This is a genomic window from Microbacterium paraoxydans (assembly GCF_900105335.1).
In the GTDB taxonomy this organism is placed as follows: domain Bacteria; phylum Actinomycetota; class Actinomycetes; order Actinomycetales; family Microbacteriaceae; genus Microbacterium; species Microbacterium paraoxydans.
Genome location: NZ_LT629770.1, coordinates 199,472 through 216,813, shown reverse-complemented (window position 1 = coordinate 216,813; position 17,342 = coordinate 199,472). Strand labels below are relative to the sequence as shown.

15 protein-coding genes are annotated in these 17,342 nt (G+C 70.9%); 6 read left to right on the top strand and 9 right to left on the bottom strand.

What is annotated here, in order from left to right:
* Positions 1-2: 2 nt before the first annotated feature.
* A complete protein-coding gene (gene clpS / locus BLU02_RS01240) occupies positions 3-290 on the top strand; it encodes an ATP-dependent Clp protease adapter ClpS (RefSeq protein ID WP_060922779.1) in 288 nt (95 codons plus the stop codon).
* Positions 287-784, top strand: coding sequence for a DUF2017 family protein (locus BLU02_RS01235; protein ID WP_060922770.1), 498 nt, complete (start codon positions 287-289; stop codon positions 782-784). The genes clpS and BLU02_RS01235 overlap by 4 nt, the downstream gene beginning before the upstream one ends.
* Positions 785-790: 6 nt before the next feature.
* Here BLU02_RS01235 and BLU02_RS01230 read toward each other — a convergent pair whose 3' ends face one another.
* The 6 genes from BLU02_RS01230 to gatC are packed head-to-tail and all read right to left on the bottom strand — an operon-like array spanning position 791 to position 6,343.
* Positions 791-1,372 carry a nucleoside/nucleotide kinase family protein gene (locus tag BLU02_RS01230; protein WP_060922769.1) on the bottom strand — a complete coding sequence of 194 codons (582 nt, stop codon included), beginning with the start codon at positions 1,370-1,372 and terminating at the stop codon, positions 791-793.
* Positions 1,356-1,673, bottom strand: a complete 318-nt coding sequence (locus BLU02_RS01225; protein WP_060922768.1) for a hypothetical protein — start codon at positions 1,671-1,673, stop codon at positions 1,356-1,358. Before BLU02_RS01225 ends, BLU02_RS01230 begins: the two co-directional genes overlap by 17 nt.
* Positions 1,674-1,710: 37 nt before the next feature.
* Positions 1,711-2,967 (bottom strand): DNA polymerase IV, encoded by a 1,257-nt coding sequence (locus BLU02_RS01220; RefSeq protein ID WP_060922767.1) that lies wholly within the window; start codon positions 2,965-2,967, stop codon positions 1,711-1,713.
* 48 nt (positions 2,968-3,015) lie between these two features.
* On the bottom strand, positions 3,016-4,530 hold the full coding sequence (gatB, locus tag BLU02_RS01215; protein WP_060922766.1) for an Asp-tRNA(Asn)/Glu-tRNA(Gln) amidotransferase subunit GatB: 1,515 nt from the start codon (positions 4,528-4,530) through the stop codon (positions 3,016-3,018).
* A complete protein-coding gene (gatA, locus tag BLU02_RS01210) occupies positions 4,530-6,047 on the bottom strand; it encodes an Asp-tRNA(Asn)/Glu-tRNA(Gln) amidotransferase subunit GatA (protein WP_060922765.1) in 1,518 nt (505 codons plus the stop codon). The genes gatB and gatA overlap by 1 nt, the downstream gene beginning before the upstream one ends.
* Positions 6,044-6,343, bottom strand: a complete 300-nt coding sequence (gene gatC / locus BLU02_RS01205; protein ID WP_025103377.1) for an Asp-tRNA(Asn)/Glu-tRNA(Gln) amidotransferase subunit GatC — start codon at positions 6,341-6,343, stop codon at positions 6,044-6,046. Before gatC ends, gatA begins: the two co-directional genes overlap by 4 nt.
* 64 nt (positions 6,344-6,407) lie before the next feature.
* Between gatC and BLU02_RS01200 the strand changes: the two genes are divergently transcribed.
* The 3 genes from BLU02_RS01200 to BLU02_RS01190 are packed head-to-tail and all read left to right on the top strand — an operon-like array spanning position 6,408 to position 10,505.
* Positions 6,408-8,108, top strand: coding sequence for a long-chain-fatty-acid--CoA ligase (locus BLU02_RS01200; RefSeq protein WP_060922764.1), 1,701 nt, complete (start codon positions 6,408-6,410; stop codon positions 8,106-8,108).
* A 46-nt stretch (positions 8,109-8,154) separates the two neighbouring features.
* A complete protein-coding gene (locus BLU02_RS01195) occupies positions 8,155-10,014 on the top strand; it encodes a DEAD/DEAH box helicase (protein WP_407939394.1) in 1,860 nt (619 codons plus the stop codon).
* Positions 10,015-10,025: 11 nt separating this feature from the next.
* Positions 10,026-10,505, top strand: a complete 480-nt coding sequence (locus BLU02_RS01190; RefSeq protein WP_060923553.1) for a GNAT family N-acetyltransferase — start codon at positions 10,026-10,028, stop codon at positions 10,503-10,505.
* Between the two features lie 3 nt (positions 10,506-10,508).
* Here the strand turns inward: BLU02_RS01190 and ligA are convergent, their stop codons facing one another.
* From ligA to BLU02_RS01175, 3 genes are read right to left on the bottom strand one after another with little or no spacing between them, the layout of a single operon-like run.
* Positions 10,509-12,824, bottom strand: a complete 2,316-nt coding sequence (gene ligA / locus BLU02_RS01185) for an NAD-dependent DNA ligase LigA (protein ID WP_060923554.1) — start codon at positions 12,822-12,824, stop codon at positions 10,509-10,511.
* A 38-nt stretch (positions 12,825-12,862) separates the two neighbouring features.
* Positions 12,863-13,960: a tRNA 2-thiouridine(34) synthase MnmA gene (mnmA, locus tag BLU02_RS01180; RefSeq protein ID WP_082750179.1), complete on the bottom strand. Its 1,098-nt coding sequence runs from the start codon at positions 13,958-13,960 to the stop codon at positions 12,863-12,865.
* 9 nt (positions 13,961-13,969) lie between these two features.
* Positions 13,970-15,145, bottom strand: a complete 1,176-nt coding sequence (locus tag BLU02_RS01175; protein ID WP_083370855.1) for a cysteine desulfurase family protein — start codon at positions 15,143-15,145, stop codon at positions 13,970-13,972.
* A gap of 101 nt (positions 15,146-15,246) precedes the next feature.
* Here BLU02_RS01175 and glgX point away from each other — a divergent pair, with 101 nt between their 5' ends.
* Positions 15,247-17,319, top strand: coding sequence for a glycogen debranching protein GlgX (glgX, locus tag BLU02_RS01170; protein ID WP_083370854.1), 2,073 nt, complete (start codon positions 15,247-15,249; stop codon positions 17,317-17,319).
* The last annotated feature ends 23 nt before the right edge of the window (positions 17,320-17,342 follow it).

Genomic DNA, 17,342 nt, shown 5'->3' with positions numbered 1-17,342 from the left:
TCATGTCGACTGCTCTTCCCGAGGTCGATGAGGCCACCGATCTCTGCGCTGCGCCCCTGGAGCCCTGGGAGGTCGTCGTGTGGAACGATCCGGTGAATCTGATGAGCTACGTCGTCCGCGTCTTCCGCACGTACTTCGGCTACACCCGCGAGCATGCCACCCGTCTCATGCTCGCCGTCCACCACGACGGACACGCGATCGTCGCCACCGGACCCCGCGAGACCATGGAGGTGCACGCACAGGCGATGCACGACTACGGGCTCTGGGCTACCGTCAGGAAGGCCGCATGAACACCCCACCGATCACCGTCTCGGTCGCCACGATCGAGGGCATGCACCTGGCCCGGCTCGTCGATGACTTCATGGACCTGCTCCGGGATTCCGAAGGCGGCGACCCTGGGGTGGCGCGGCTGACCCCGAACGCCTACCCGGACGATGACGAGGCTTCGGCCGCCTTCGCGTCGGCCACCCGCGCGGATCTCCTCGACCGCCGGCTCCACGATGCGCGGGTGATGCGCACGGCGCTGCAGGTGTTCGACCCCGACGCCGAGGTGACCGATGAGGGTGCCCGTGTTCCCCGCGACGTCGTCGTACGCCGCGAGGACGTGGACGCGTGGCTCCGCACCCTCACCGCCATCCGGCTCGTCATCGCCACGCGGCTCGGGATCACCGACGACGAACCCGACGTCGGCGGTGACGGTCAGGCGGTGTATGACTGGCTGGGATACCGTCTCGAGCTGCTCATCGAGGCCGTCGACGAGAGCGACGCCGATGCCCTCCGCTGAGCGGAATCAGGGGACCTCGATCACGCGAGTGGCGAGTTCCCTCGGACGGTCTCGCTCGAGGTGACGGCGCTCCTGCGCCGCCCACCGGTCCCAGTGCGGGCGGTAGGTGTCCCCATCCCGCGCCAGCGCACGGGCCTTCCGCGACGACTCGCCGGACTCCACCCAGATCCGGACGTCGGCCAGGCGTGCGGTCGAGGGCCGCAGGATCCCGCTGCCCTCGACGATGACGCCGAGGGCCGGATCGACGGCGTGGGTCTCCGCCTCCTCGCCGCGGTCCCAATCCCATCGACGCCAGGTCCCGAGGAGTCCGCGCCCGTGCGGGCGGAGGATGCCATCGAGCGCGCGTTCCGCCCCGTCATCGAGCCCGTCCCAGCCCGGGTAGAGGGAGTCCAGGGCGATGACCTGCACGCGTCCGGTGACCGGCCAGGCTCGCGCCACGCGCGCGGCCAGAGAGGTCTTGCCTGCACCGCTCCCCCCGTCGATCAGCACGACGGGATTGGACGCCGCGAGGGCGCGGACGTCCTCCGCGATCAGCGTCGCCGCGTGCGAGAGCGCCGCTGCGACCGCATCATCACTTCTTGAGGGCACGGATGATGCGCGTGAGAGCCCGACCGGCGACCCAGACGAAGGGCACGGCGACGACGAGCAGCGTCACGATGTTCGGCTCGAAGCGCAGCCCCTCCTCGCGCCGGACGTAGACGCCGACCGGTACCGAGACGCCACCACCTCCACCGCCTTCTCCGCCGTCACCGCTGGCTCCGCCGAAGCCCGCGTAGGTGAACGCCACCGGAGTGACGGTGACGCCGTCGATCTCCTGCGGTTCCCCGTACGCGCTCTTCACGCCGAAGGACGCGACCTGATTCCCGAGTTCCAGTGCAATGTTCGGCATGTTCCCACGGTAGCCGACAGTGGCCTTCCACGGGCGCTCAATCGACGCCGTGGTCCTTCGGATGCCGCGCGGAGCCCCGCCCCTCGCCCCGTCCGATGTGGCGCGCCCTGCTGATCGTCGCCGAACCGAACCGCGCCATGGCCTCGTCGACGGCCCCTTCGACCTTGCGCCAGTCCTCGTCCTCGTCCCACAGCGCCAGCGCGCTGCCTCCCGCGGGCCGGAGGTTCTCGGCACGGACTCCCACGAGGCGGATGGGATCACGACGCTCGATGAGCGCGAACAGGCCCTGCGCGGCCTCGCCGATGCGCTGGCCGACGGCGGTCGGCTCCGCCAGCGTCTGCGAGCGGGTGACGGTGCGGAAGTCGTCGAAGCGGATCTTGATCGCGACCGTGGAGGTCTCCCACCCGGCCCGGCGCAGGCGCGCGCCCACGCGATCGGCCAGCCGGAGCAGCTCGGCGCGGAGGAACGCCCGGTCCGTGACGTCGTGGTCGAAGGTCTCCTCGTGGCCGATGCTCTTCTCCACGCGCTCGGTGTCCACCGCGCGGGCGTCCTCCCCCCGCGCCAGCTGCGCCAGGCGGGCACTCAGCGCCGGCCCCACGGCGCGGTCCAGCATCTCGGGCGATGCGGTGCGGAGGTCGCCGATCGAGCGCAGACCCCGGGCCTCCAGGGCCTCCGCCGCCTTCGGCCCCACGCCCCACAGCGCTCGCACGGGGCGCGGCGCGAGGAAGGCGAGGGTGTCGTGTTCCGCGACCACGAGCATCCCGTCCGGCTTGGCCATGGTCGACGCCATCTTCGCCACGTGCTTGGTCGCGGCCACGCCGACGCTGCACGTGATGCCGACCTCGGCGAGGACGCGGTCACGGATCTGGGCCGCAATCCGGGCGGGGCTCCCCCAGAGCCGGCGCACACCCTGCACGTCGAGGAACGCCTCGTCCACCGACAGCGGCTCCACGAGCGGCGTGAACGACTCGAAGATCGCCATCACCTGCCGCGACACCTCTTGGTACCGGTGGAAGTGCGGCGGGACGATACGTGCCGTCGGGCACAGCCGCACGGCCTGCGACACGGGCATCGCGGAGCGCACGCCGTAGCTCCGTGCCTCGTAGGAGGCGCTGGAGACCACGGAGCGCCCGTCCGGTGACCCGATGATCAGCGGCAGTCCGCGGAGACTCGGGTCGTCCAGCACTTCGACGGCAGCATAGAACGCGTCCATGTCGACGTGGAGGATGCGCGTTCCCGTATCGTCGGCGTCGGCCGAGGACACCATGCGGCCTCTGCCATCACCGTGTCCCATGAACCCATTGTCCCCTGGGCCTCCGACATCGAGGCCCAGGGGGACGAATCACTGCGCGGCGCGCTCGAGGATGAGTTCGCGGACGCGGGCGGCGTCGGCCTGGCCCTTCATGGCCTTCATGACCGCACCGATGATCGCACCTGCGGCCTGGACCTTGCCGTCCTGGATCTTGGCCATCACATCGGGCTGTGCGGCGAGGGCCTCGTCGATCGCCGCGATGAGCGCACCGTCGTCCGAGACGACGGCGAGACCGCGCGCGTCGACGACCTCCTGCGGCGTGCCCTCGCCGGCGATCACGCCCTCCAGCACCTGGCGTGCGAGCTTGTCGGTCAGCGTCCCGGCGTCGACGAGCTGCTGCAGCGCCGCGACGTTCTCCGGACTGACGAGGTCGACCGCATCCTTCTCCTGCGCGTTGGCGAGGCGGGTGATCTCCCCCGTCCACCACTTCCGTGCCGCGGCCGGCGTGGCCCCGGCGGCGATCGTGGCCTCGACGACGTCGAGCAGGCCGCCGTTGCGCACGTCCTGGAACTCCAGCGGGGTGAAGCCCCACTCGTCCATGAGCCGACGACGGCGAGCGACGGGCTGCTCGGGCAGCGCCGCACGCAGCTCCTCGATCAGCTCGCGGGGAGGCTGGACCGGAAGCAGATCGGGCTCCGGGAAGTACCGGTAGTCGTCGGCGTCCGACTTCGGACGGCCGGGAGAGGTGGTCCCGGTGTCCTCATGCCAGTGCCGCGTCTCCTGGATGATGGTGCCGCCGTCGGCGAGGATCTGCGCCTGCCGCTGGATCTCGTAGCGCACCGCACGCTCGACCGACCGCATCGAGTTGACGTTCTTCGTCTCGGTGCGCGTGCCGAGCTTCTCGGCACCGCGAGGGCGCAGCGAGACGTTCGCGTCGCAGCGCAGGTTGCCGCGCTCGAGGCGAGCCTCGGAGATCCCGAGTCCGCGGACGATGTCGCGGATCGCGGCGACGTAGGCCTTGGCGACCTCGGGGGCCCGGTGCTCGGTGCCGAAGATCGTCTTCGTCACGATCTCGACGAGCGGGACGCCGGCGCGGTTGTAGTCGACGAGCGAATACTCCGCCCCCTGGATGCGACCGGTCGAGCCGCCCATGTGCGTGAGCTTGCCGGCGTCCTCCTCCATGTGCGCGCGCTCGATGGGGATCGTCACCATCGTGCCGTCCTCGAGCTCCACCTCGACCGAGCCCTCGAAGGCGATCGGCTCGTCGTACTGGGAGATCTGATAGTTCTTGCCGAGGTCAGGGTAGAAATAGTTCTTCCGGGCGAACCGGCTGGACTCGGCGATCGAGCAGCCGAGCGCGAGGCCGAGGCTGATCGACGAGCGGATGGCCGTCTCGTTGACGACCGGCAGCGCACCGGGGAGGCCCAGGTCCACCGGCGCGATCAGGGTGTTCGGCTCCGCCGCGTGGTACGCCTCGTTCGCAGGGTTGGGCGCGTCGGAGAACATCTTCGTGTTCGTGTTGAGCTCGACGTGCACCTCGAATCCGAGGACCGGCTCGAACAGCTCGAGCGCCTTGTCGAAGTCCATGAGCTTGGCGGCGGCCATCAGCGCGCGCCTCCTTCCAGCTGGGGGGCACGGGACAGCAGCGGCGCGCCCCAGGAGTCCACGAGCAGCGTCTCGAGGGCGGCGCCCACCCGGTAGAGGCGGGCGTCCTCTCGCGCCGGCGCGAGGAACTGGATGCCGACGGGCAGCCCGTCGTCATCCGAGAGACCGCTCGGGATCGAGATACCGGGGACACCGGCGAGGTTCGCCGGGATCGTGGTGATGTCGTTCAGGTACATCTGCAGCGGGTCGTCGATCTTCTCGCCGAGCTTGAAGGCCGTGGTCGGGGCCGACGGCGTGGCGATGACGTCGACATCGGCGAAGGCCGCGGCGAAGTCCTGCTGGATCAGCGTGCGGACCTTCTGCGCGCTGCCGTAGTACGCGTCGTAGTATCCGGCCGACAGCGCGTAGGTGCCGAGGATGATGCGGCGCTTGACCTCATCGCCGAAACCGGCGTCGCGCGTGGCGGACATCACGTCCTCCACCGTCGGGTTGCCCGCCGGGGTGACCCGGAGACCGAAGCGGACCGAGTCGAACTTGGCCAGGTTGCTCGAGGCCTCGGCCGGGAGGATCAGGTAGTAGGCGGCGACGCCGTACTCGAAGTGCGGTGCACCGATCTCGACGATCTCCGCACCCTGCGCCTCCAGCAGGGCCAGGGCGCTGCGGAACGAAGCCGCAACCCCCGGCTGGAAGCCGCTGTCGGGAAGCTCTCGGATGACGCCGACACGGAGGCCCTTGAGGCCGTCCCCGCGCGCACCCTCGCGTGCCGCCGCGGCGAAGGACGGCCACTGCTCGTCGAGCGACGTGGAGTCCTTCGGGTCGTGGCCGCCGATCGCGTCGTGCAGCAGACCGGCATCGAGCACCGTGCGGGTGACCGGGCCGACCTGGTCGAGGCTCGACGCCAGCGCGATCGCGCCGTAGCGGCTGACGCCCCCGTAGGTCGGCTTCACGCCGACCGTTCCGGTCACGTGCGCAGGCTGACGGATCGAACCGCCGGTGTCGGAGCCGAGGGCGAGCGGGGCCTCGAAGGCGGCGACGGCGGCGGCGGAGCCCCCGCCGGAACCGCCGGGGATCCGGTCGAGGTCCCAGGGGTTGCGGGTCGGGCCGTAGGCGGAGTGCTCCGTCGACGAGCCCATCGCGAACTCGTCCATGTTCGTCTTGCCGAGCGCGATGAGGCCGGCGGCGCGGGAGCGGGCCACGACCGTCGCGTCGTAGGGCGAACGGTACCCCTCGAGGATCCGCGAGCCGCTCGTGGTCGGCTGATCGGTCGTGACGAGCACGTCCTTGATCGCGAGCGGGACACCGGCGATCGGCCCGAGGTCCTCCCCCGCGGCGCGACGGGCGTCGATGTCGGCTGCCGCGTCGAGCGCGTGCTCGTTGACGTGCAGGAACGCATGGACGTCGCCGTCGACCTGTGCGATCCGGTCGAGGTGCGCCTGCGTGGCCTCGACGCTGGAGAGCTCCCGCGCCGCGAGCTTGTCGGCGAGCTCCGCCGCGGTCAGCCGGATGATGTCGCTCACTGCTCTTCTCCCAGGATCGCGGTGACGCGGAACCGGCCGTCGGCCTGGTCCGGGGCGTTCTGCAGCACCTGCTCGTGCGTGAGCGTCTCGCCGACCACGTCGGGACGGAACACGTTGCTCAGCGGGATCGGGTGGCTGGTCGCGGCGACATCAGCGGTCGCGACCTCGGACACCTTGGCGATGTTGTCGACGATGGCGTCGAGCTGGCCCGTGAGCCGCGTCACCTCGTCGTCGTTCAGCTGGATGCGCGCGAGCACGCCGAGATGGCGCACAAGATCAGGGGTGATTTCAGACACGCCCCCAGTCTAGTTGGCGAGCCGCCCGCCGCTCGGCGCGGCGCGGCCCGCCTAAGCTGGGCGCGTGAGCACGTTCCAGCCCCCTCGCCCGTGGATCGCCAGCTACGCCGACGGCGTTCCGGAGGACCTCGCCCCCGTCAGCGGCTCCCTCGTGGACATCGTCGCCGCCTCGGCCCGCGACTACCCCGATGCCCCGGCTCTGCAGTTCTTCGGCAGGGAGACCACCTACGCACAGCTGCAGGAGGCGATCGATCGCGCCGCCGCGGGGCTCCGGGATCTCGGCGTCCGTGCGGGCGATCCCGTCGCCATCGTCCTGCCGAACTGTCCGCAGCACATCATCGCGTTCTACGCCGTGCTGCGTCTCGGTGCGGTCGTGGTCGAGCACAACCCGCTCTACACCCCTCGCGAGCTGCGCAAGCAGTTCGAGGACCACGGCGCCAAGCACGCGATCGTCTGGAACAAGGTCGTCGCGACGGTGCAGGAGTTCCCGAGCGACCTCGCCGTCTCCACACTCATCTCGGTCGACGTTACGCGGGCCATGCCGGCCCTCACCCGCTTCGCCCTCCGGCTGCCGGTCGCGAAGGCGAGGGAGTCGCGCGCCGCACTGACCGAGCGCGTCCGCGGCACCGTCCTCTGGGAGTCGGTACTCGCCGGTGCCCCGATCCCCGCCTCGCATCCGCAGCCGGGCACGGACGACCTGGCGATCATCCAGTACACGTCCGGGACCACCGGCACGCCGAAGGGCGCCGCCCTCACGCACCGCAACCTCCTCGCCAACGCGGCCCAGTCCCAGGCGTGGGTCCCGTCCATCCAGCGCGGCAAGGGCTGCGTCGTGTACGCCGTGTTGCCCATGTTCCACGCCTACGGCCTGACGCTCTGCCTCACCTTCGCCATGTCGATGGGGGCACGTCTGGTGCTGTTCCCGAAGTTCGATCCCGATCTCGTGCTGGACGTGGTCAAGAAGCACCCCGCGACCTTCCTGCCGCTCGTGCCGCCCATCGCCGACCGGCTGCTCGCGGCCGCCAACGCCAAGGGCGTCTCGCTCGAGGGCATCGAGGTCGCGATCTCCGGAGCCATGGCCCTGCCGCACGAGCTCGTCGTCCCGTTCGAGGCCGCCACGCACGGCTACCTTGTCGAGGGCTACGGTCTGAGCGAGTGCTCGCCCGTGCTCATGGCGAACCCGGTGGCCGACAACCGCGTCCCCGGCACGGTGGGGCTCCCGCTCCCCGGGACGGAGTGCCGCGTCGTCGATCCGGAGAACCCCACCGAGGACGTCCCGGCCGGTTCCGCCGGCGAACTCGTCGTGCGCGGCCCCCAGGTCTTCTCCGGGTACTACGGCAAGCCGGAGGAGACCGAGGCCGTGTTCGTCGATGGCTGGTACCGGACCGGCGACATCGTCACGATCGACGACGCCGGATTCGTGCGCATCGTCGACCGCATCAAGGAGCTCATCATCACCGGCGGCTTCAACGTCGCCCCGACCGAGGTGGAGAACGCGCTGCGCCAGCATCCGTCGGTCGCGGACGCCGCGGTCGTCGGACTGCCCAGCGACCACTCGGGCGAGGAGGTCGTCGCGGCGATCGTCGTCGACCCCGGCGCCGATGTCGACGTGGAGGCGATCCGCGAGTACGCCCGCAGCATCCTCACCCCGTACAAGGTGCCGCGCCGCGTCTTCGTCGTCGACGAGCTGCCGAAGTCCCTGATCGGGAAGGTGCTCCGCCGGCAGGTGAAGGAGAAGCTGCTCGCCCTCACGTCGGGGGTCTGAGCCGGCCCCACAGGAATCGGGGGGCCGGGCGCGCTACCCTTGGGAAGTGACCCCTGAAGAAGTGACCCCCGCCGACGCCCCCGACGAGTCCCCTGCCACCCCCGGATTCGAGGACCTCGGCATCACCGGGCCGGTCCTCAAGGCCATCAAGGATCTCGGCTACGAGACCCCCTCGCCCATCCAGGCCGCGACCATCCCGACGCTGCTTGCCGGCCGCGACGTGGTCGGCATGGCGCAGACCGGAACCGGCAAGACCGCCGCCTTCGCCCTGCCCGTGCTGGAGCGGCTCGACATCGCGCAGAAGACGCCGCAGGCCCTCGTCCTCGCCCCGACCCGTGAGCTCGCGCTGCAGGTCTGCGAGGCGTTCGAGTCGTACGCCTCCCGCATGAAGGGCGTGCACGTGCTGCCCGTCTACGGCGGTCAGGGATACGGTGTCCAGCTCTCCGCACTCCGCCGCGGCGTGCACGTCGTGGTCGGCACCCCCGGCCGCATCATGGACCACCTGGCCAAGGGCACCCTCGACCTCTCGGAGCTGCAGTACCTCGTCCTCGACGAGGCGGACGAGATGCTGAAGATGGGCTTCGCGGAGGACGTCGAGCAGATCCTCGCTCAGACCCCCGAGGAGAAGCAGGTCGCCCTGTTCTCCGCCACGATGCCCGCGCAGATCCGCCGTCTCGCGCAGCAGTACCTCCGCGACCCGGAGGAGATCACGGTCAAGTCCAAGACCGCGACCAACACGAACATCACCCAGCGCTACCTCGTCGTCTCGTATGCGCAGAAGGTGGACGCGCTGACCCGCATCCTCGAGGTGGAGAACTTCGACGGCATGATCGTCTTCGTCCGCACGAAGAACGAGACCGAGACCCTGGCCGAGAAGCTCCGCGCCCGCGGGTACTCCGCCGCCGCGATCAACGGCGACGTGCCGCAGGTGCAGCGCGAGCGCAGCGTGAACCAGCTCAAGGACGGGAAGCTCGACATCCTCGTCGCGACAGACGTCGCCGCCCGCGGACTCGACGTCGAGCGCATCAGTCACGTCGTCAACTTCGACATCCCCACCGACACCGAGTCGTACGTGCACCGCATCGGACGGACCGGGCGGGCCGGGCGGACGGGCGACGCGATCAGCTTCATCACCCCGCGGGAGCGCTACCTGCTCAAGCACATCGAGAAGGCGACGCGGCAGCAGCCCACGCAGATGCAGCTGCCGAGCACCGAGGACGTGAACACGACGAGGCTCGCGCGCTTCGACGACGCCATCACGACTGCACTGTCGGAGACGTCGCGCATCGACGCGTTCCGCGACATCATCGCCCACTACGTGCGGCATCACGACGTGCCGGAGGGCGACGTCGCGGCCGCTCTCGCCGTGGTCGCCCAGGGCTCCACCCCGCTGCTCCTCGACCCCGCAGACGACGCCCTGTCGCAGGCGGTCGCCGCGGACAACCGCCCGCCGCGCGAGCGGCAGACGCGGGAGCCCCGGGAACCCCGGGAGCGTCGCAGCCGCGGCGACTACACCCCGTACCGCATCGAGGTGGGTCGGCGGCACCGCGTCGAGCCGCGGCAGATCGTGGGCGCGCTCGCGAACGAGGGCGGTCTGGGCCGCGACGACTTCGGCGCGATCAACATCCGTCCCGACTTCTCGATCGTCGAGCTCCCGGCGAACCTCGACCCCGCCGTCCTCGACAAGCTGCGCGACACCCGCATCTCGGGACGGCTGATCGAGATCGCCCCTGACCGCGGTCCCGGCGCACGGCGCGGCTCGTCCTCGCGCGACGGCGAGGGCCGCGGCCGGCCGGCCCGCTACGACCGGACCGATCGGCGCGACCGCGACGATCGCCCGGCGCCCCGCGACCGCGACCGCGACCGCGAGGAGAAGCCCTTCCGGAAGCCCCGCCACAAGGCCTGAGCGGACCGACGATGCGCATCGACCGCGCCGGCAGGGAGGATCTCGCCGCGCTCGCCCAGCTCAAGTGGGAGGACGTGCCTGCGGACCTGACGGCCGGTCGATCGCTCGACGCCTTCACCGCCGAGCTGGGCGCCTGGTGGCGGGCCCACGACCGCACCCACGTGGCCTTCGTCGCGCGGGGCGATGACGACGACCACATCGTCGGCGCGGCCTGGGTCGCCCTCGTACCGCGCGTGCCGCGGCCGGGCGCTCCGCACCGCCTCTCCGCGGACATCCAGAGCGTCTTCGTCCTTCCCGGGCATCGGGGACAAGGAGCGGGCCGCGGCCTCGTCGCCGCGGCCTGCGCCCACGCGGTCTCCGTCGGCGCCGAACGGATCACCGTGCACTCGAGCGAGGCGGCCGTCGGGCTCTATCAGGAGCTGGGGTTCGCGGACTCCCCACGGCTGCGGCAGTTCCTCGCTCCCACCACGGCAGCGCCGGAGAGCGCCTGATCCTCAGTCCAGCGCCGCGGGACCCTCGGTGACCAGCACATGGAACTGTGCGGCGTCGAGGATGCGGACGCCGAGCTCCTCCGCCTTCGCGAGCTTGGAGCCCGCTCCCGGCCCCGCGGCCACGAAGTCCGTCTTCTTGGACACACTCGAGGCGGCCTTTCCGCCGGCCTTGATGATCGCCTCCTGCGCCCCCTCGCGGGTGTACCCGTCGAGAGATCCCGTCGCCACCACGGTGAGACCCTCCAGCACTCCCCCGGCCGCGACCGCTGCTCCGGGACCGGGGTGCCCCGGCGTCGCCCACTGCACGCCCGCGTCCGCCCATTGGCGGACGATCTCCTGGTGCCAGTCGACCTCGAACCAGGCGCGCAGGGAGTCGGCGATGATGCCGCCCACGCCCTCGACCGCCGCCAGCTCCTCGCGCGACGCGGCACGGATCGCATCCAGCGACCCGAACCACTGCGCGAGCGCCCGCGCCGCGACCGGTCCGACGTGCCGGATGTTCAGCGCGACGAGGAGCCGCCAGAGGTCTTTGGTCTTCGCCTTCTCCAGCTCCGCCAGCAGGGTCAGCGCCTGGGAAGACGGCTGCGGGCCCTCCAGACCCGACTTCTTCTCGGCCGCGGTCGGGTTGCGTCGGAACGGCGCGCGGGTCTTCACGAGGCCGTCCTCGTCCTCGCGCGGCAGACCCGTCTCCGCATCGCGCACGACGACCTCGATCGGCACGAGCTGCTCCAAGGTCAGGGCGAACAGGCCCGCCTCCGTGACCAGTGGAGGCTCCGCCGGACTCGTGGGTTGGGTCAGGGCCGCCGCCGTCACCTCGCCCAGGGCCTCGACATCGAGGGCTCCCCGCGAGCCGATGTGCTCGACACGTCCGCGCACCTGGGCGGGGCACGACCGGGCGTTCGGGCACCGGAGATCGATGTCCCCTTCCTTCATGGCGCGCAGCGGCGTGCCGCACTCGGGGCAATCGACGGGCATGACGAACTCCCGCTCGGTCCCGTCCCGCTTCTCGACCACCGGGCCGAGCACTTCGGGGATCACGTCGCCAGCCTTGCGCAGCACCACGGTGTCGCCGATGAGAACACCCTTCGCCTTCACCACGTCCTTGTTGTGGAGCGTGGCCTGACGGACCACGGATCCGGCGACGTGAGCCGGCGCCATCACCGCGAAGGGCGTCGCGCGACCGGTGCGACCGACGGAGACGACGATGTCGAGCAGCTTCGTCTGCACCTCCTCCGGCGGGTACTTGTAGGCGATCGCCCAGCGGGGCGCCCGGCTCGTCGCTCCCAGCTCGTCATGCAGGTCGAGCTCGTCGACCTTGACCACGATGCCGTCGAGCTCGTGCTCGATGTCGTGCCGGTGCTCGCCGTAGTACTCGACGAAGGCGACCACGTCGTCGACGCTGCGGCACACCTTCGTGTGCGGGCTCGTCGGCAGCCCCCAGGCGGCCAGCAGCTCGTAGACCTGGCTCTGGGCCGCGACCGGCGGGTTCGTCCAGGCACCGATGCCGTGCACGTACAGCGCGAGCGACTCGATGCGCAGCAGCCCCGCTTCCAGCTCCAGGCCGTCCTTCTTGTCGATCTGCTGACGCAGACCGCCGCTGGCCGCGTTGCGGGGATTCGCGAAGGCCGGGAAACGCCGTGCCGCCGCGGTGCGCGCCTTCTCCTCGTCGAACGGCTTCTTCGCGCCTCCCCTGGCCTCCCAGCGCGCAAGGGCGTCCGCGTACGCCCGATCTCGGAACGCCGCCTGCGCCGCGTTCAGCCGCTCGAACGCGGCGACGGGGATGAAGACCTCTCCGCGCACCTCGACGATCGGCGGGTGCCCCTCCCCGGCGAGCCGTTCCGGGATCTCCGGGAGGCGGAGCGCGTTCTCGGTGACGATCTCGCCGACGCGCCCGTCGCCACGGGTCGCGGCCGACGTCAGCACGCCGTCCTCGTACCGCAGATTGATCGCGAGGCCGTCGATCTTGAGCTCGGTCAACCAGTCGACGTCACGCCCGGCGGCGGCGCGCGTCTTCTGCGCCCACTCGCGCAGCTCCTCGATCGAGAAGACGTTGTCGAGGCTGAGCATGCGCTCGGCGTGCTCGATGGTCGCGAGCCCCGTCGCCTCGGCCGCGCCGACCATCTGCGTCGGCGAGTCCTGTCCCTGGAGCTCGGGGTGCAGGCGCTCAAGCTCTTCCAGGCGCCGCATCCAGCCGTCGTACGTGGCATCGTCGACGAGCGATGTGTCACGCCCGTAATACGCGTCCTTCGCCTCGAGGATGCGGGTCGTCAGCTCCTCCGCCTCGCTGCGGGCGTCTTCCAGTGAGATGTTCTCCGGCACTCCGTCAGTCTAGGAGCGGCGACCGACATCCGCCCGGATCAGACGCCGACGGGTACCGCGGACACGGTGGAATCGATCGTGAACTGCCCGAGAACGCGCGTGCCGATGTAGAGCACGGCGGTCTGCCCGGGGGCGACACCGTCAAGCGGAGAATCGGGAACGACGCGGACGCCCTCCGTCGTCACGGTGGCCGTGGCGGGTACCGGCTCGGCATGCGCGCGGATCTGCACGTCGCACGCGAACACCGACGCGGTCGGCGCAGCGCCGGCCCAGCTGAAACGCTCCCCGGAGATCTCGGCGATCGCCAGGGCCTCCTTCGGGCCGACGACCACCGTGTTCGACACGGGGCGCACCTCGAGCACGAAGCGCGGCTTGCCGTCCGCCGCCGGGACGCCGAGCTTGAGTCCGCGCCGCTGACCGACAGTGAACGCATGAGCGCCCTCGTGCGCGCCGACGACGGCACCGGAGCGGTCGACGATCTCGCCGGTGGCGGTGCCGACCTTCTCGGCCAGCCAGCCCCGGGTGTCCCCATCCGGGATGAAGCAGATGTCGTGGCTGTCCGGCTTCTGCGCGACGCTGAGACCACGCGCCTCGGCCTCCGCCCGCACGAGCGCCTTCGACGGCGTGGTGCCCAGCGGGAAGTAGGTGTGTGCGAGCTGGTCGGCCGTCAGGACGCCGAGCACGTAGGACTGGTCCTTCGCATTGTCCGATGCCCGGTGCAGTTCGAGACCCTCCGCGCCGTCGACGAGGGTCGCGTAGTGTCCCGTGCACACGGCGTCGAAGCCGAGTTCCAGGGCGCGCTCCAGCAGGGCGGCGAACTTGATCTTCTCGTTGCACCGCATGCACGGGTTCGGCGTCCGACCCGCACGGTACTCGGCGACGAAGTCGTCGATCACGTCGTCGCGGAACCGCTCCGAGAAGTCCCACACATAGAAGGGGATGCCGAGGAGGTCGGCGGCGCGACGCGCGTCGAGGGCGTCCTCGATCGTGCAGCAGCCGCGGCTGCCGGTGCGCAGGGTCCCCCCGGCGCGGGAGAGCGCGAGGTGCACGCCGACCACATCGTGCCCCGCCTCGACGGCCCGGGCGGCCGCGACAGCGGAGTCCACACCACCGCTCATGGCCGCAAGGATTCGCATGGGTCTAGTCTACGAGCGCTCGGCTGCACGGGCCCCGGATGCCCGTGCGTAGGCCTCGCCGATCACCGCCAGCACCGCGTCCACATCGGCATCGGTCGATGTGCGCCCGAGGGAGAAACGGAGCACGCTCCGGGCGTCCGCCTCACTTCGCCCCATCGCCATCACGACGTGCGAGGGCTCGGCGACCCCCGCCTGACACGCGGAGCCCGTGGAGGCCGAGACGCCGGCCATGTCCAGCAGGAACAGCAGGCTCTCCCCCACTGCGCCGGGGAAGAGCAGATGAGCCGTGCCGGGGAGGCGGTGGTCGGGGTCGCCCAGGAGCTCGGCGGCCGGCACCCGCGCACGGATGCCCTCGACCAGGCGGTCGCGCAGCTCGCCCACCCGGACGCTCTCGGCGGCCCGCTCACGCTCGGCGAGTTCGAGCGCTGTCGCCAGCGCCGCCGCTCCCGGCACGTCCTGGGTGCCCGCGCGCAGACCCCGCTGCTGGCCGCCGCCCCGCAAGAGCGGGGTCAGCCGGGCCGACCGCGTCACCACCAGCGCCCCGACGCCGACCGGCGCTCCGACCTTGTGGCCGGCGATGCTGAGCGCCACGAGGCCCACAGCGTCGTCGGCGCGGCCCCGCAAGTCGCGGAACGACAGCGGCAGGTGTCCGAGCGCGGCGACCGCGTCGAGGTGCAGCGGGACTTCGGCATCCGCGGCCGCAGCGGCGAGGGCGGGCGCGTCGTTGACGGTCCCGGTCTCGTTGTTCGCCACGAGCGCCGTCGCGAACGCTGCCCCGGGAAGGGCCGCTGCGAAGCGGCCCTCGTCGATCCGCGCCTGCGGAGACAGCGGAACAGCGCGCACCTCGGCCCCGTCGGCCACCAGGGCTGCGATCGTGTCCATCGTCGCGTGATGCTCGCCGTCCGGCACCACGACGGCCGTCGTCCCCGGACCACGCGAGTGCCACAGTCCCTGGAGGGCGAGGTTGATGGACTCCGTCCCACCGGAGGTGAGCACGACCTCGATCGGGTCGGCCCCGAGGACCGCGGCGATCCGCTCCCGTGACTCCTCCAGCACCCGGCGCGCGTCCTGCCCGGCTCCATGCGTCGATGACGCGTTGCCGATGATGGCCGACGCCTCCAGCCACGCGTCCCTGGCCTCCGGGCGCAGCGGCGTCGTCGCCGCGTGGTCGAGATAGTGCCGCATGCTTCGATTCTCCCCGATCCACGCCCCGGCCGGTCCGTCTGCGCGTGAGACCGGGTGCGTCCTGTCATGAGACCGAAATGCAACACGTTTAGGGTGTATCCATGTCTTCGTCCCCCGACTCCGTCGTGCCCGGTGGGGCGATCCTCGACAACCTCGGCGTCCGGCTGCACGACCGCGTCGGCACGCTGCGGGTCTGGTCGCAGAACGCCTCCGCGGTCGAGCTCGTCGTCTTCGACGCGACGGACCTCGACTGGGTCGTCGACCAGGCGCCGCTCGAACGGCGGCCCGGAGGCGTCTGGGAGGTGACGACGCCGTTGCTGCAGCCCGGAGTCCGCTACGCACTCCGCGTCGAGGGTCCGCACGGCCCCGGCAACACGTTCAACCCGGAGACGCTGCTCCTCGATCCGTACGCGCGGGGCCTCGCCCAGGGACACGGCTACCAGGAATGGCGAGCCGTGGTCATCGAGGACGGCTTCGACTGGGGCGATTCCACCAAGCCGCGCGTCCCAGCAGACCGCACCGTCATCTACGAGGGCCACTTGAAGGGACTGACCAAGCGGCACCCCGACATCCCGCCCGCGCTGCACGGCACCTACGCGGGCCTCGCGCATCCGGCCATGATCGCGTACCTCCGCACGCTGGGGGTGACGTCGGTGGAGCTGCTCCCCGTCCACGCCTTCGTCCCGGAACCGCGGCTGCTGGAGCGGGGGCTGACGAACTACTGGGGCTACAACACGCTCAACTTCTTCACACCGCACGCCGCCTACGCGACGGAGGACGCCCGGAAGCGGGGACCCGAGGCGATCATCGCCGAGTTCAAGGGCATGGTCAGGCTGCTGCATGAGGCCGGTCTCGAGGTGATCCTCGACGTGGTCTACAACCACACGTCGGAAGAAGGTATCGGCGGACCGCGCTCCAGTCTCCGCGGTATCGACAACGCGCGGTACTACCGGCAGGACGACGCGGGCGTCTACATCGACACCACGGGATGCGGCAACACGCTCAACACGGCCACCGACGCGGGCGCACGACTGGTGCTGGACTCGCTCCGGTATTGGGCCGAGGAGATGCAGATCGACGGCTTCCGCTTCGACCTGGCGACGGCGATCGCGCGCGACGGCGCTCACGCCTACACTCCGGATCATCCGCTTCTGCAGGCGATCGCCGCCGACCCCGTCCTCGCGGAGACCAAGCTCATCGCGGAACCCTGGGACGTCGGACTGGGCGGCTGGCAGACGGGCAACTTCCCCGCCGGGTGGCACGAGTGGAACGACCGGTACCGCGACCGGGTGCGCAACTTCTGGCTGAGCGACATCGACTACGCGCGGCGGGCCTCGGCACCGGTGGGGATCGGCGGCTTCGCCACCCGCCTCGCCGGATCGTCGAACACCTTCAGCGAGGAGCGCGGGCCGCTCGCGAGCATCAACTTCGTCACGGCGCACGACGGGTTCACGCTGCACGACCTCGTCTCGTACGACGTCAAGCACAACGAGGCCAACGGCGAGCACAACCGCGACGGCGCCGACCTCAACCGGTCCTTCAACCACGGCGTCGAGGGACCGACCGACGATCCCGCGATCCTCACCGCGCGGCGCAAGGCCATGCGCAACCTGCTCGGCACCCTCCTCCTCTCGGCCGGCATCCCGATGCTCACCGCCGGGGACGAGGTGGGGCGTAGCCAGCGCGGCAACAACAACGCCTACGCGCAGGACTCGCAGCTGTCATGGCTGACCTGGGAGTTCGAGCCCTGGCAGGAAGACCTCCGGGCTCACGTCGCGCGCCTGGTGCGGCTGCGGCAGGAGAACCCCGCACTGCGTCCGAGCCGGTACGCGCGCCTCGGCGAGCACATCCCGAACGCGTCGGTCATGGACTGGTACGACCAGGACGGCGCGACCATGGAGCCGAACCAGTGGACGGATCCCGGCAACCGCACCCTGCAGTACGTCGCCGCGTCCACGCCGGACAAGGAAGCCGCCAACCGCATCCTGCTGATCGTGCACGGGACGGAGGCGCCGATCGATGTCCGGCTGCCGGAGGAGATCGATGACGCCACGCGGTTCGTCTCCCTCTGGTCGAGCGCCGACGAGCGCCCGTCGGAGGCCGAGGAGACGTTCGCGCCTGGCGATGTCCTGCCGATCCCCGGCACCTCGATGCGCCTGTTCCGGGTGGAGTGATAGCACGGTTCGCCGCCGGGGTC